This window comes from Acidovorax sp. 99 (assembly GCF_003096455.1).
GTDB lineage: Bacteria > Pseudomonadota > Gammaproteobacteria > Burkholderiales > Burkholderiaceae_C > Acidovorax > Acidovorax delafieldii.
Genome location: NZ_QEKU01000001.1, coordinates 1,111,953 through 1,126,331, shown reverse-complemented (window position 1 = coordinate 1,126,331; position 14,379 = coordinate 1,111,953). Strand labels below are relative to the sequence as shown.

Annotated in this window: 16 protein-coding genes; 12 read left to right on the top strand and 4 right to left on the bottom strand. The window is 65.1% G+C overall.

What is annotated here, in order from left to right:
* Positions 1-142 precede the first annotated feature (142 nt).
* The gene (locus tag C8C95_RS05300; RefSeq protein WP_099729333.1) at positions 143-1,384 is read left to right on the top strand and encodes a GGDEF domain-containing protein; all 1,242 of its coding nucleotides are present in this window, start codon (positions 143-145) and stop codon (positions 1,382-1,384) included.
* Between the two features lie 167 nt (positions 1,385-1,551).
* On the top strand, positions 1,552-3,192 hold the full coding sequence (locus tag C8C95_RS05295) for a bifunctional aminoglycoside phosphotransferase/ATP-binding protein (protein ID WP_116747896.1): 1,641 nt from the start codon (positions 1,552-1,554) through the stop codon (positions 3,190-3,192).
* Positions 3,193-3,214: 22 nt separating this feature from the next.
* On the opposite strand, the gene C8C95_RS05290 is transcribed toward C8C95_RS05295, so the two are convergent.
* The gene (locus C8C95_RS05290) at positions 3,215-3,697 is read right to left on the bottom strand and encodes a YqaA family protein (protein ID WP_116747895.1); all 483 of its coding nucleotides are present in this window, start codon (positions 3,695-3,697) and stop codon (positions 3,215-3,217) included.
* Between the two features lie 151 nt (positions 3,698-3,848).
* Between C8C95_RS05290 and C8C95_RS05285 the strand changes: the two genes are divergently transcribed.
* The 5 genes from C8C95_RS05285 (at position 3,849) to C8C95_RS05265 (ending at position 8,134) form a co-directional block, all read left to right on the top strand.
* Positions 3,849-4,433 (top strand): M15 family metallopeptidase, encoded by a 585-nt coding sequence (locus C8C95_RS05285; RefSeq protein WP_116747894.1) that lies wholly within the window; start codon positions 3,849-3,851, stop codon positions 4,431-4,433.
* A 209-nt stretch (positions 4,434-4,642) separates the two neighbouring features.
* Entirely contained in the window at positions 4,643-5,689 is a 1,047-nt protein-coding gene (dusB, locus tag C8C95_RS05280; RefSeq protein ID WP_116747893.1) for a tRNA dihydrouridine synthase DusB, read from the top strand.
* Positions 5,686-5,919 carry a Fis family transcriptional regulator gene (locus C8C95_RS05275; RefSeq protein ID WP_015015597.1) on the top strand — a complete coding sequence of 78 codons (234 nt, stop codon included), beginning with the start codon at positions 5,686-5,688 and terminating at the stop codon, positions 5,917-5,919. The genes dusB and C8C95_RS05275 overlap by 4 nt, the downstream gene beginning before the upstream one ends.
* A 95-nt stretch (positions 5,920-6,014) precedes the next feature.
* Positions 6,015-7,616 (top strand): bifunctional phosphoribosylaminoimidazolecarboxamide formyltransferase/IMP cyclohydrolase, encoded by a 1,602-nt coding sequence (gene purH / locus C8C95_RS05270; RefSeq protein WP_116747892.1) that lies wholly within the window; start codon positions 6,015-6,017, stop codon positions 7,614-7,616.
* A gap of 41 nt (positions 7,617-7,657) precedes the next feature.
* A complete protein-coding gene (locus C8C95_RS05265; protein ID WP_116747891.1) occupies positions 7,658-8,134 on the top strand; it encodes a c-type cytochrome in 477 nt (158 codons plus the stop codon).
* 19 nt (positions 8,135-8,153) lie between these two features.
* On the opposite strand, the gene pobA is transcribed toward C8C95_RS05265, so the two are convergent.
* Positions 8,154-9,338: a 4-hydroxybenzoate 3-monooxygenase gene (pobA, locus tag C8C95_RS05260; RefSeq protein ID WP_116747890.1), complete on the bottom strand. Its 1,185-nt coding sequence runs from the start codon at positions 9,336-9,338 to the stop codon at positions 8,154-8,156.
* A gap of 260 nt (positions 9,339-9,598) precedes the next feature.
* On the opposite strand from pobA, the gene C8C95_RS05255 reads away from it, so the two are divergent.
* A complete protein-coding gene (locus C8C95_RS05255) occupies positions 9,599-10,378 on the top strand; it encodes an IclR family transcriptional regulator C-terminal domain-containing protein (protein WP_116747889.1) in 780 nt (259 codons plus the stop codon).
* A gap of 100 nt (positions 10,379-10,478) precedes the next feature.
* Here the strand turns inward: C8C95_RS05255 and hemL are convergent, their stop codons facing one another.
* Entirely contained in the window at positions 10,479-11,789 is a 1,311-nt protein-coding gene (hemL, locus tag C8C95_RS05250; protein WP_116747888.1) for a glutamate-1-semialdehyde 2,1-aminomutase, read from the bottom strand.
* Entirely contained in the window at positions 11,773-12,732 is a 960-nt protein-coding gene (locus C8C95_RS05245) for a bifunctional hydroxymethylpyrimidine kinase/phosphomethylpyrimidine kinase (RefSeq protein ID WP_056746881.1), read from the bottom strand. Before C8C95_RS05245 ends, hemL begins: the two co-directional genes overlap by 17 nt.
* Before the next feature lie 115 nt (positions 12,733-12,847).
* On the opposite strand from C8C95_RS05245, the gene C8C95_RS05240 reads away from it, so the two are divergent.
* Genes C8C95_RS05240 through C8C95_RS05225 form a run of 4 tightly spaced genes read left to right on the top strand, consistent with a single transcriptional unit; the run spans position 12,848 to position 14,366 of the window.
* A complete protein-coding gene (locus tag C8C95_RS05240; RefSeq protein ID WP_165836572.1) occupies positions 12,848-13,000 on the top strand; it encodes a rubredoxin in 153 nt (50 codons plus the stop codon).
* Between the two features lie 59 nt (positions 13,001-13,059).
* Positions 13,060-13,458: a response regulator gene (locus tag C8C95_RS05235; protein ID WP_005796099.1), complete on the top strand. Its 399-nt coding sequence runs from the start codon at positions 13,060-13,062 to the stop codon at positions 13,456-13,458.
* Positions 13,458-13,823, top strand: a complete 366-nt coding sequence (locus C8C95_RS05230; RefSeq protein WP_005796104.1) for a response regulator — start codon at positions 13,458-13,460, stop codon at positions 13,821-13,823. Before C8C95_RS05235 ends, C8C95_RS05230 begins: the two co-directional genes overlap by 1 nt.
* Positions 13,824-13,838: 15 nt before the next feature.
* Positions 13,839-14,366: a chemotaxis protein CheW gene (locus C8C95_RS05225; protein ID WP_116747887.1), complete on the top strand. Its 528-nt coding sequence runs from the start codon at positions 13,839-13,841 to the stop codon at positions 14,364-14,366.
* Positions 14,367-14,379: the final 13 nt, after the last annotated feature.

Genomic DNA, 14,379 nt, shown 5'->3' with positions numbered 1-14,379 from the left:
CGGTCCCTGTCGCCTGGGCTACTGGAAAACGCGCAGTTCGATTCTGTCAGCCACGCGTAAGATCCTGCGATTTGTCTGACGGGTGCTGCGCGTGTGTTGCTGCACCGCCCACCCACATATCCAGGCCAGAGCCCGCCACCACATGCTTTTTGGACGCAAAAACCTGTTTTCGGCGACGGATGCCTTCCCGTTGACCGATGCCGTGCTGGAGTTCGACGATTCGTCTTCAGTCGCCGTGCGACCTGGACGGCGCGCGCTGGATGGCTTTGGCCCCCGGGGAGAGCGCAGTGCGCAGTCCAAGTGGTGGGCTGTGGCGGGGCTCATTGGCCTGTACGCCCTGGCCCTGCTGGGGTTCTATGCGTTGGGCGTGGTGGGGGTCCAGGTGCTGTGGGTGCTGGCCGGTCTGACGGCGGCGGGCTTCGCGGTGTTTGGTGCCTTGTTCCGTTTGGGTCTGCACCACAAACTGCGGCTGCGCCATCTCAAGCTGGGCATCGTGGTGGCTTCCATCAGCGGCATGCTGGGGTTGTTCTACCTGGAGCCTGTCACGCAGATTCTGTTGGCCCCCTTCATGTTTGTGGCAGTGGCTTATGGCATCTTTACCGTACCCCGGCGCACGTTGCTGGTGCTGACGGCCGGGGTGTTGTGCGCTTATGCGGCAGTGGCAGCCGCACACTACGCAGAGCAGGGCAACGACGCCCTGCTGCGGCTGGAGCTGATGCACCTGCTGGCGCTGGCTGTATCGGTACCTGCGTTCATCGTGCTCATGGGCCGCGTGCAGCGGCTGTACCGCAGCCTCTACCAGGCCAGCCGCAAGATCAAGAACATCCAGGAAGATGCGCAGCGCGATACTTTGCTGGGCTGTTTCAACCGCCGCTACATTCTCGCGGCGCTCGAAGAACAGAAGCAGCTGGCCGACGAAAGCGGGATTCCGCTGTGCCTGGCCGTGCTGGACATCGACCATTTCAAACGCATCAACGACGAGCTGGGTCACCTGGGGGGCGACGAGGTGTTGCGGACCTTTGCGCGCATTGCGCAGCAGGGCGTGCGCGGGGGCGACGTGTTTGGGCGCTACGGTGGCGAGGAGTTCTTGCTGATCTTCCCGGCGACCTCGTTGCTGCCCTCGCTCAACACCTGCGAACGCATTCGGGCCCAGGTCGAGTCGCACGCCTGGACGGGCCTGCTCAAAGGCCGCGTGACGGTGTCCATCGGTGTGACCCAGTATGTGCTGGGCGAGTCGGTGCTGGAGTTCTTCTCGCGGGCGGACACTGCCATGTACATGGCCAAGGAGGGCGGGCGCAACCAAGTGGTGGTCGAGGAGCCCATCGCCAAAGGCGACTCTCAGCTGTCGGACCTGTCGATCCCCAGCGGCCACGCTTTCTTGTAGTTTCTGGCCATCGGCTGGCGGTGTGCCGGCTATCGTTTGTGCTGGTCGGGTTGACAAGCGGCTTGCGGTGCCCACACTGAGGGTCTGTTCCCATCTGCGCGTTGGGTGGCATTGCACCGTGCTGCGCCGGCGCGTGGGTGCAGAAGCCCATGCCCCGCGTCCGTTCCATGTCCCCATCCGTTGACCTATCGGCCGAATTCGCCACTGCCCAGCAGCGCGTGCGCATGCTGCAGCAGCAACCACAGGCTTTCCCGCATCCGGTAGACCCGATGGAGCCCGTGGAATGTATAGAAACCCACATCTCGTGGGTGCTGCTGGCCGGTGATTTTGCCTACAAGTTCAAAAAGCCACTGCAGCTGGATTTTCTGGACTTCAGCACGCGGGCGCTGCGGCATGCGGCCTGCGAGGAAGAGCTGCGCATCAACCGCCGGACGGCGCCGGGCCTTTACCTGGGCGTTGTCGGCTTGGTGAGCGATGCGGCAAAAGATGCTCCTGCCACGCTCCGGGTGGTGCCCTGGCAAGGCGCTCCACCAGGCGCCGAGCCCGCTGTGTGGATGCGGCGTTTTGCCCAGGAGGCACTGCTCGCTACCGCATTGGACGCACATTGTGTGTCACCTGCGCAGATCGACCAGCTGGCGCGCCATGTGGCGCAGTTTCATGCCACGGCCGCCGTCGCCGCAGGCGCCACCACCTGGGGCACAGCAGCGGCGGTGCAAGCGCCGGTGGGTGACTGCCTGGCGGCTCTGCACACCGCCGTGGCAGGCGCACTGCCTGGTCAGGGGCCATTGCTGGCCCAGGTGACCAGCTGGTGCCAGCATGAGGGGCAAGCCCTGGCCCCCACGTTCGAGGCGCGCCGGGCAGCCGGTCGGGTGCGCGAGTGCCATGGCGATTTGCACCTGGCCAACATTGCGCTCATCGATGGCGAGGCCCAGCTGTTCGACGCCCTGGAGTTCAGCCCCGCCTTGCGCTGGATCGACTGCGTGGCTGACATTGCCTTTGTGGTGATGGACCTCGCGGCCCATGGTCGGGCGGATCTGGCCTGGCGGTTGTTGAACCGGTGGCTCGAACACACCGGGGACTATGCAGGCTTGGTGGTGTTGCGTTACTACGGCTGTTACCGTGCCCTGGTGCGGGCGCGGGTTGCAGCCCTGCGGATGGACCCCACCGGTGGCGGTAGTGGCAGCGGGCACGCTGCGCAAACCGTGGAGGGGTATCTGGAGCTGGCGGCGGGCTTTGCAGGACAACGGCCTGCACGCTGGTCCACGGCGTGCCCTGCCACCTTGTGGCTGGCCCATGGCTTTTCGGGAGCGGGCAAGAGCACCCATGCGCTGGCCTTGGCGTGCCAGCGTGGCATGGTGCGTGTGCGGGCCGATGTGGAGCGCAAGCGCCTGTTTGGCCTGGCGCCGGATGCTGCCAGCGACGGAATACCGGGCGGCATCTACACCGCAGAGGCCACACTGCGCACGCACCAGCGGCTGGCGCAAGTGGCGCGCGAGGTGCTGGCGGCAGGCTACTGCGTGATTGTGGATGCCACCTTGCTGGACCGGGATGCCCGCGCACTTTTCCTGGAGCTGGCCGCTGCCGCGCAAGTGCCCTGCCACATTCTGTCGTTCGAGGCCCCCGTGCCGGTGCTGCGCGAGCGCGTACGCCAGCGCGCGCTGGCCGGAGGCGGTGCGTCAGAGGCGGACGTGGCGGTGCTGGACGCCCAGTGGGCCCGAGCCCACCCCCTGCAGCCTCACGAAGAGGCCATCACGCTGCACGTGGACACCACAGTGCCCGTGGACTGGGACCGTCTGCTGCCACACTGACCCCGGTGGCACCGGCGGGCCGCTACGGGGCCAGGTGGCCGGGCATGAAGTACAGCAGCACGCTCGTCATCACCAGGTAGCGCAGGAACTTGCCCACGGCCATATAGGCCAGACATTGCCAGAACGGCAGCTTGAGCCAGCCGGCCACCGCGCACAGCGGGTCGCCCACCACCGGCAGCCAGCTCAAGAGGCAGGCCCGCGCGCCAAAGCGCTTGAGCCAGCTCAGTGCCCGCACCTCGGTGGCATTGCCGCGCGCCTTGTCCACCGCCTTGTGCGCACCCAGGCCCATCCACCAGCTCACGCCGCCGCCCAGGGTGTTGCCGAGGGTGGCCACGATGATGGAGGGCCAGAACAGGTCGGGGTTGAGCTTGATGAGACCGAACACAGCTGGCTCAGAGCCCAGCGGCAGCAGCGTGGCCGAGACAAAAGACACCACAAAGACTGTGCTCAGTCCGAATTGCGGCAGGGCCAACCATTCGAGCAGCTGGTGCATCCAGATTTCCATAGCCGTCGAGTGTAGGGGTCGGGTGGGGCTCCATGTGCCCCAGGGGGATCTGTCCTACAGGGGAGCGCGCCATCGGCGCATGGCCGGGTTGCAGCATCTTTTGTATCGTGAAAACACATTGGCCCTGAATGACAACCCCAGGAGGTCGCCCATGCCGGTATTGCCCACAACGTCTCAACCACGCCGCTTGAACCCCTCGGTTGCCTTGCCGCCCGCGACCCGCTGGTCTTCGGTCGCCATGGCCTTGTTGCTGGCGGCCTGCGTGCACAGCCCGCAGGCCGCGGTACCTAGCCCTGGCCTGCAAGGCGGTCCAACCCTGTGGGAGCCCACCGCGATAGCGCCTTGCGACAGGGCGCCCACCGCACGGCCGGCGCTGGAGCGCATTGGCCGCGAGCTGCAATCCCAGGGCATGGCGCTGCAGGCCACCTGCGACACCGCCAGCGGTGGCTGGGTGGTGCAGGTACAGGTGGTGGATGGCACCAAGGCCCACAAGGCGGTGCGCGGGCCGCTGGCCGACGGGCAGGCCGTGGACATGGGCACTCCGGCGGGCGCTGCGCGCTCGGAGGCGGCGGCGGGCGCCAGCGGTTTCTCCCCGGACGTGCTGCACAACCGCCAGTGGCTGCGGGCGCTCATGGCGCGCCATCAGTTCGACAACCTGCCGGATGCCTGGTGGCATTTCGCGCAGCGGGGTGTACCGCCCGCACAGGCTGCAGACACCGATCTCGCCGCACGGTGAACCTGCACTCAGCGTGTTGAGACGCTGCGGTGCTTGCGCCACAGGGCCCGAGTGGGGGGCGAGGAGGCGTCCCGTGGGCTGACTCAATGGAGCCCGACCGGCGGATAGATACGGTGTGTGCTCCATTTCAGTTGCTGAAATTTTGAGCAGGTACAATCCCGCCTCCTTTTTCAGCATCTGTTGCTGCCTCCCCCTCCCTATCCCCGCCCATGCAAATTGGCCACATTCCTTTGGCGAACCGGTTGTTCGTCGCCCCGATGGCGGGCGTCACCGACCGGCCGTTCCGCCAGCTGTGCAAGGCGCTGGGTGCGGGTTATGCGGTGAGCGAGATGGTGACCTCGCGCAAGGATTTGTGGAATAGCCTCAAGACCTCGCGCCGGGCCAACCATGAAGGGGAGCCGGGGCCCATTGCCGTGCAGATCGCCGGCACCGATGCACCGATGATGGCCGAGGCTGCGGTCTACAACGTCGAACGCGGCGCGCAGATCATCGACATCAACATGGGCTGCCCGGCCAAGAAGGTCTGCAACAAATGGGCGGGCTCCGCCCTGATGCAGAACGAGGCGCTGGCGGTGGAGATCGCCGCTGCGGTGGTCGAGGCCTGCGCTCCCTTCAACGTGCCTGTCACGCTGAAGATGCGCACCGGCTGGTGCCAGGAGCACAAGAACGCCGTGGCATTGGCGCGGCAGTTTGAAAGCGTGGGCATCCAGATGCTCACCGTGCACGGCCGCACGCGCGAGCAGGGCTACAAGGGCCATGCGGAGTACGACACCATTGCCGCCGTCAAGGCGGCGGTGAAGGTGCCCGTGGTGGCCAATGGCGACATCACCTCGCCCGAGAAGGCGCGCGACGTGCTCGCCGTCACCGGGGCCGACGCGATCATGATCGGCCGCGCCGCACAGGGCCGGCCATGGATCTTCCGCGAGATCGGCCACTTTCTGGACACGGGCGAACACTTGGCACCACCGCTGGTGGCCGAGGTGCGGCGCCTGCTGCTGGACCACCTGCAAGACCACTACGGCCTGTATGGCGAGCTGACCGGCGTGCGCAGTGCGCGCAAGCACATTGCCTGGTACCTGCGCGCGCTGCCGGGCGGCGAGGCCTTGCGGGCACATATCAATACGATCGAAGACTGCACCACACAGTGGCAGGCCGTGGCTGACTACCTGGACGCCCTGGGCCAACAGATGGACCGGCTGCCTGCCGCCACCGACGTGGATGCCGACACAGAAGAACAAGAGGGATTGGTTGCATGAGCAAGAAACACATCGAAGAATGCGTGCGCGAAAGCCTGCAGGGCTACTTTCGCGACCTGGGCGGCGAGACGCCCGATGGCATGTACGACATGCTGGTGCGTGTGGTCGAAAGGCCGCTGCTGGAAGTCGTGATGCAGCAGGCCGACAACAACCAGTCGCGCGCTGCCGAATGGCTGGGCCTGAACCGCAACACCCTGCGCAAGAAGCTGGTCGAGCACAAGCTGCTCTGACCGGGTTCGTCTGATTGCTATTTATTTTGTAGCTGCTTGCGCATGATGCACTAGCGCTACAGCCCGTTTTTATTCAAAACCTCCGCACCACCACCATGAACGCACTTCTCTCCGTCTCTGACAAGACCGGCATCGTCGAATTCGCGCAAGCGCTGCACGCGCTGGGCATCAAGCTGCTGTCCACCGGCGGCACCGCCAAGCTGCTGGCCGACAAGGGCCTGCCCGTGACCGAGGTGGCCGAAGTCACCCAGTTCCCCGAGATGCTGGACGGCCGCGTGAAGACGCTGCACCCCAAGGTGCACGGCGGCCTGCTGGCCCGCCGCGAGTTGCCCGAACACATGGCGGCATTGAAGGAACACGGCATCGATACCATCGACCTGCTGGTGGTCAATCTCTACCCCTTTGAAGCCACCGTGGCCAAGGCCGGTTGCACGCTGGCCGACGCCATCGAGAACATCGACATCGGCGGTCCCGCCATGGTGCGCAGCGCCGCCAAGAACTGGAAGGACGTGGGCGTGATCACCTCGGCCGACCAGTACGAGGCCGTGCTGGCCGAGCTGAAGGCCGGTGGCAAGCTCAGCGACAAGCTGCGCTTTGCGCTGTCGGTGGCCGCGTTCAACCGCATCGCGCAGTACGACGGCGCCATCAGCGACTACCTCTCGTCCGTCACGTTCGAAGACGAAAAGCTGTCGGAAACCTACGTGCCCACGCGCACCCAGTTCCCCGGCCAGAGCAACGGCATCTTCACCAAGGTGCAGGACCTGCGCTACGGCGAAAACAGCCACCAGCAGGCCGCGCTGTACCGCGACCTGCACCCCGCGCCCGGCTCGCTGGTCACCGGCGTGCAGCTGCAGGGCAAGGAGCTTTCGTACAACAACATCGCCGACGCCGATGCCGCGTGGGAATGCGTAAAGAGCTTTGAAGCGGCCGCCTGCGTGATCGTCAAGCACGCCAACCCCTGCGGCGTGGCCGTGGGCCTGGACGCGCTGAGCGCCTACAGCAAGGCCTTCCAGACCGACCCCACCAGTGCCTTCGGCGGCATCATCGCCTTTAACCGCGTGGTGGACGGCCAGGCTGCGGCCCAGGTGAGCAAACAGTTTGTCGAGGTGCTGATGGCCCCCGACTTCACCGCCGAGGCGCTGGAGATCTTCAAGGCCAAGGCCAATGTGCGCCTTCTCAAGATCGCGCTGCCCGCACACGGTGGCAAGACCGACTGGGAACGCGGCCGCAACGCGATGGACGCCAAGCGCATTGGCTCGGGCCTGCTGCTGCAGACCGCTGACAACCACGAGCTGTCGCTCATCGACCTCAAGGTCGTGACGAAGAAGCAGCCCACACTGGAAGAAATGGAAGACCTGCTGTTCGCCTGGAAGGTCGCCAAGTACGTCAAGAGCAACGCCATCGTCTTCTGCAAGGGCGGCATGACCATGGGCGTGGGTGCGGGCCAGATGAGCCGCCTGGACTCGGCCCGCATCGCCAGCATCAAGGCAGGCCACGCAGGCCTGACCTTGCAAGGCACGGTTGTAGCGAGCGACGCCTTCTTCCCCTTCCGCGACGGCCTGGACGTGGTGGTTGATGTGGGCGCTACCTGCGTGATCCAGCCCGGTGGTTCGATGCGCGACAACGAAGTGATCGACGCCGCCAACGAGCGTGGCGTGGCCATGGTCTTCAGCGGTGTGCGCCACTTCCGCCACTGAGATGATGGGTATCGCGACGGGGCTCGCGGCGGTGCGCGCGCATGCACCGCGACGATGAGACCCCGCCACCCCGGCCCCGCTGGCTGGGGTGGGCCCTGATGGTGTTCATGGCACTGGTGGTGCTGGGCATGCTCAACCTGGGCTGGCGCATGCTGCAGCCGGTGTCGGGCGCTGGCGGGCAAGACAGCGCCGCCTCAACGCCCGCCGCATCGGCCGGACTTCGCCTGGTAGAAGCATCCGATTGCCTGCGCTGCCATGGCATGGAGCGCCATTACGTCGGCCCTTCGTTCCAGCAGATTGCAGCGCGGTACCGCGACCGCGCCGACGCTGTCGATTACCTGGCCGGCAAGATCCGCAACGGCAGTGTGGGCGCGTGGGGGCGCACCGTGATGCCCCGCCACCCGCAAGTCACGGAAGCCCAAGCGCGTGAGATGGCGCAGTGGCTGGTGTCGCTGCCGGTGCCGTCCGTGGCGGCACCCGGCGCGTCGGCCTTAGAGGCCGCATCGGCGCAACGCTGAAAGCGATGGTGGCCGGGGCTCAGGCCCCAAAGTTCATCGGCAGACCCACATAGTTTTCCGCCAGCGACACCGAGGCCGCACGGGAGTGCACCAGGTAGTCCAACTCCGCTTCCTGGATCTTCTGACCGAACTCGCCGGTTTCCGGAAAGCGGTGCATCAGCGAAGTGAACCACCAGGAGAAGCGCTCGGCACGCCACACACGGCGCAGGCAGCGGTCGGAGTAGGTGTCGATGCCAACGGCTGACTTTTCTTTGTAGAACTCGGTCAGCGCGGTCCACAGATAACCCACGTCGCTGGCGGCCAGGTTCAGGCCCTTGGCGCCGGTGGGCGGCACGATGTGGGCGGCATCACCCGCCAGGAACATGCGGCCAAAGCGCATGGGCTCGGCCACAAAGCTGCGCAGCGGGGCGATGCTCATCTCCAGTGCGGGGCCGGTCACCAGGTTGGCGCGGGCCTCAGGGTCCAGACGGTTGCCCAGCTCGGTCCAGAACTGGTCGATGGTCCAGTTCTCGACCTTGTCGGTGGTGGGCACCTGCACGTAGTAGCGGCTGCGCGTGGCGCTGCGCATGCTGCACAGCGCAAAGCCGCGTTCGGTGTTGGCGTAGATGAGTTCGTGCGACACGGGCGGCACGTCGGCCAGCACGCCCAGCCAGCCAAAGGGGTACACGCGCTCGTAGGTCTTGAGCAGGTTGGCCGGTGCGCTGGCGCGGCACACGCCGTGGTAGCCGTCGCAGCCCGCGATGAAGTCACAGGCCAGCTCGTGGGTCTGGCCGTCCTTCTGGTAGGTCACGCGCGGGCTTCGACCATCAAAGTCGTGCACTTGCACGTTCTGCGCGTCGTACACGGTGGTCAGCCCTGCTGCCGCACGCGCATCCATCAGGTCGCGGGTCACTTCGGTCTGGCCGTAGACGGTCACGCGGCTGCCACCGGTCAACTCGTGCAGATCGATGCGGTGGCGCTGGCCCTTGAACAGCAGCTCGATGCCGTCGTGGGGCAGGCCCTCGGCATGGGCACGGGCGCTCACGCCCGCCTGGTCCAGCAGGTCCATGCAGACCTTTTCCAGCACCCCGGCGCGGATGCGGCCGAGCACGTAGTCGGGGCTGCGCTGCTCGATGATGACGGCGTCAACGCCGGACTTGTGAAGCAACTGACCGAGCAGCAGGCCGGCGGGGCCGGCACCAACGATGGCAACCTGGGTGCGCATGGAAAACCTCTGAGAATGGGGTGGGGGAGATGGGGGATACCGAAAACCAGTGGCCTTGAGCGTAGGTTGATCCAGATCAAAGCGATATCCGGCGCTGCCGATTGCGTGCGATCAGTCGATGCTTTGTGCGATGATCGCGCAGTCTCCGGGGTGATGCGGGTGGTCAGGCCCGGTAGTGAGTGCACCGAGTCGCTGCAGGGCCCCGGTAGCCCCGGCGTTAGAACCCCGCTCAATCCCCCGGTCCCCAACCCGTCACCCCCATGGCTTCCACCCCCATCGCCAAGGCAGACTTCATCGAAGGCATGGCCAAAGGCATGGCCGTGCTGGAGAGTTTCGACACCGAGCGCCAGCGCCTGAACGCCACGCTGGCGGCGCAGCGCACCGGCCTCACGCGGGCAGCGGCGCGGCGGCACCTGTTGACCCTGGCGCACCTGGGGTACCTGGAGACGGATGGCAGCTACTTCTGGCTGGCGCCCAAGGTGCTTCGGTTTTCGGGCAGCTACCTTGCGTCTGCCCGGCTGCCGCGCGTGCTGCAACCCACGCTGAACCGGCTGGCAGCCCAGACCCAGCAGTCGTTCTCGGCGGTGGTGCTGGATGGGGATGAGGTGGTGATCGTGGCGCGCAGTGGCGTGTATGGCGCGCCGTCGCGGGTGCTGGCCTATGGCCTGCACCTGGGCGCGCGGCTGCCGGCCCACCCTACGTCCACCGGGCGCGTGTTGCTGGCGGCGCTGCCCCCGGCGGAGTTGACCGCCTGGCTCAAGAACCGGCCCTTGCACCGCCTCACGCCCCGAACCATTACGCAGGTAGGCCCGCTGCGGCAGGTGATCACCAAGGTGCGGCGGGACGACTATTGCCTGGCCGTGGAGGAGCACGAGTTGGGCGTGCACGCGCTGGCTGTGCCGCTGCGCAACCTGCAGGGCCATACGGTGGCGGCGCTCAACGTGGTGGCGTCGCCCAAGCAGATGGACGAGGGCAGCCTGCAGCGCGACATGCTGCCGCTGCTGCAGGAGGCCGCCCGCGAACTGCGCGGACTGCTGTGACTGTCCGCCACAAGCCTCGTCGCCATGAAAAATGGCCCTTGTGAGGGCCATTCGGTGCCAAATTGGCAGGAAGCGCTAGTGCAATATGCGCTGCTAGCTATTATTTTGAGAGCGTCTTGAATACTTCACGCGCAGCAGCCACGGTGGCTGCCACGTCGTCGGCGGTGTGGGCGGCGCTCACGAAGCCCGCTTCATACAAGGCCGGTGCAATGTAGATGCCCCGGTCCAGCAGACCGTGGAACAGCTGGTTGAAGCGCGCGCTGTCGGTTTGGAGCACCTGGGCATAGTTCTGCGGCAGTTCGGGCAGCAGGAAGAAGCCAAACATGCCACCCTCGCAGTCACCGCAGAACGGCACGCCTTCCGCCGTGGCAGCGGCTTGCAGGCCATCGACCAGCGAGCGGGTGCGGGCCGACAGCGCATCGAAGAAGCCGGGCTTCTTGATCTCGCGCAGCGTGGCCAGGCCACAGGCCGTGGCCACCGGGTTGCCCGACAGCGTGCCCGCCTGGTACACGCCGCCCAGTGGCGCGAGGTGTTCCATGATGGCGCGCGGGCCGCCAAAGGCCGCCAGCGGCATGCCTCCACCGATCACCTTGCCCAGCACGGTGATGTCGGGTTGGAAGCCGGGGATGCTCTTGGCGTACACGCTTTGCGCGCTGCCCAGGGCCACGCGGAAACCGGTCATCACTTCATCCAGCACCAGCAGCGCACCGTATTCGGTGCACAGCTCGCGGCAGCGCTGCATGAACGGCACGCTCGCGCGCACCAGGTTCATGTTGCCCGCAATGGGTTCGATCATCACGCAGGCCAGCTCCTTACCGTGCAGGGCAAAGGCTTCTTCCAGCTGGGCGACGTTGTTGTATTCAAGCACCAGGGTGTGCTGCACCACTTCGGGCGGCACGCCAGCGCTGGTGGCATTGCCAAACGTGGCCAGGCCCGAGCCGGCCTTGACCAGCAGCGAGTCGGCATGGCCGTGGTAGCAGCCTTCGAACTTGATGAACTTGCTGCGGCCCGTGGCGCCACGGGCCAGGCGGATGGCGCTCATGCCCGCTTCGGTGCCCGAGCTGACCAGACGAATCATCTCCATGGACGGCACCAGGCTCAGGATCTCCTCGGCCAGCTCGACTTCGCGCTCGGTGGGGGCGCCAAAGCTGAAGCCTTCGAGCGCAGCCTTCTGCACCGCGTCTAGCACGGCGGGGTGGCCGTGGCCGAGGATCATCGGGCCCCAGGAGCCGATGTAATCAATGAAGCGCTGGTCGTTCGCATCCCAGAAGTAGGCGCCTTGCGCGCGCTTGACGAAGCGGGGTGTGCCTCCGACCGCCTTGAAGGCCCGCACGGGCGAATTCACGCCTCCGGGGATCAGCGCCTTGGCGCGTTCGAACAGGGGAATATTGAGATCAGTGCTTGGTGTCATGGGGTGGCATCACAAAACCCTCCAGGGCCTGTGTTTCATCAATCGTGGTTTCTTCTTCGTCGCCGTCGGTCTCGTCGTCCTCGGGCTGTGCCCAGAACATGCGGTCGGGCACGATGTGCCCCATGCCGGGGCGAAAGCCCGCGTCCAGGCAACGGTCGAGGTAACCCAGCGCTTCGCTGGTCGCTTCGCCCAAGTCGTTGCCGCTGGCCACCAGGGCAGTGAGTGCGGCCGAGAGCGTATCGCCCGCGCCCGAGAAGGTGGCGTCAAACAGCTCGAACTTGCCACTGCCCAGAACGGTCTGCGGCGAGGCCAGCACGTTCTCGACGAACTGCTCGGGCAAGGGGATGCCAGTGACCAATGTGTAGGGCACGCCCATCTCGGACGCTGCGCGGGCAATGTCCCGGGCGGTGGGGCTGCGCTCGCCCGTCCAGTCCGGCAGCAGCCAGCGCCACAGGGTGCTGTGGTTTCCAACCAACACCGAGGTCTGGGGTAGCAGCAGCTCGCGGAAGGCGTCGAGGTACTCGTCGATCAGCTCGTCACGCCACCAGGACAGGTTGGGCATGTAGGCGATCACGGGGACTTCGTCATAGTCGGTCGTGATCTCGGCAATGGTGCTGATGTTCTCGGGGCTGCCCACAAAGCCGACTTTGATGGCCTGTACGGGCAGGTCTTCCAGCACGGCCCGCGCCTGCTCGGACACAGCCTCGTCGTCGAAGCTGAAGTGGTCAAAAATCTGAGCGGTGTCGCGGGCATAGGCCCCGGTGACCACGGCGATCGGATGCCCTCCGACCGAGGCGATGGTGGTGATGTCGGCTGTCAGTCCGCCGGCTCCGCTGGGGTCGCTGGCATTGAACACCAGCACACAGGCCGGGCTCGCTTCCTCCGCGTCATCGTCGTCAATATCTGGGATTTCTGGGGGGGGAAGGGAGGCTTTGATGGTCATGGACCAGATCCTGCTGGAGGGGTGGCACGGAAGCTGCAGGCCGCGGAGATCACTAGATACAATCGTTGCATTCTATGTGAAGGCCCTTTAAGCTGTGACCGACTTTAAAACTTGGATGTGTTTGATTTGCGGCTGGATTTATGACGAGGCTGAGGGGTCTCCCGAACACGGCATTCCACCCAACACCCCCTGGGATCAGGTCCCGATGAACTGGACCTGCCCAGAATGTGGCGCCCGCAAGGAAGATTTCGAGATGGTCCAGATCTGAGGCGCTCCAGCACTAATCGCTGCTGCGTTGTTTATTTTCTCCATCGGGAGCAGTGACAATTGACTACAACAGGCGCATCTTTCAAAGTGCTCGTGGTGGATGACAGCAACACCATCCGTCGAAGCGCCGAGATTTTTCTCAAGCAGGGGGGGCACGAAGTCTTGTTGGCCGACGACGGCTTTGATGCTTTGGCCAAAGTCAACGATTACCAGCCTCAGCTGATTTTCTGCGACATCCTCATGCCCAAGCTCGACGGGTACCAGACCTGCGCCATCATCAAGCGCAACGCCCGTTTCGCAGATACCCCGGTGGTGATGCTGTCCTCCAAGGACGGCGTGTTCGACAAGGCGCGTGGGCGCATGGTCGGCTGCCAGGAATATCTCACCAAGCCGTTTACCAAAGACCAGCTGTTGCAGGCAGTGCAGCAGTTTGGCAATTCCCAACAAGGAGCCATGTAATGCCCATTCAGAAAGTATTGGTCGTCGACGACTCGAAGACCGAGTTGATGTTTTTGACGGACCTGCTTCAGAAAAAAGGCATGCAAGTCCGTACCGCAGAAAATGCCGAAGAGGCGTTTCGTCGTCTGGCCGAAGAAAAGCCTGACCTCATCCTGATGGATGTGGTGATGCCCGGCCAAAACGGGTTTCAGCTCACGCGTGCCATTACCCGTGACCCCCTTTACGCTGATGTGCCCATCATCATGTGCACCAGCAAGAACCAGGAAACCGACCGTGTCTGGGGTATGCGCCAGGGTGCGCGCGGCTACATCACCAAGCCGGTGGATCCCGCAGAGCTGCAGGCCAAAATTGACGCTCTGAACTGAGGCAGCGGCGCGCTCATGGCAAACCGCGAAGCCCTACGGGAGCTCCAGACCCGACTTGCCAGCCGTTTGCAGGCTGCAAGGTCCGAAGGTACGTCTGTGTCCTCCTGGCTGGCTGTAGAGTCCGCCGGGAATTTCTATTTGCTGCCCCTGGGGCAGTCCGGGGAGATCTTCCCCTGGGTATCGGTGCAGGCCGTGCCTTACACCCAGCGCTGGTTTCTGGGTGTGGCCAACCTGCGAGGTGGCTTGGTGGGGGTGGTGGATCTGGCTGGGTTGCTGGGGTCCACCGCAGCACGCACTGAGCAGGCCCTGTCCGAGGCCAGCCTGTTGGCGTTCAATGCGGCGCTCGACGTGAATGCTGCCTTGCTGGTGGACCGCCTCGCCGGTCTGCGCGGCACGGATGCGTTTGTGTCGTCCGAGCCGCCCGCCGAGGATTCACCCAGCTTCTTCGGCACCACCTATATCGATTCCAGTGGCACACGCTGGCAGGAGCTGAACTTGCAGATCCTGTCCCAACATCCCGCTTTCCTGAGCATCAGTGCTTGAGTTTTTCTGTAAG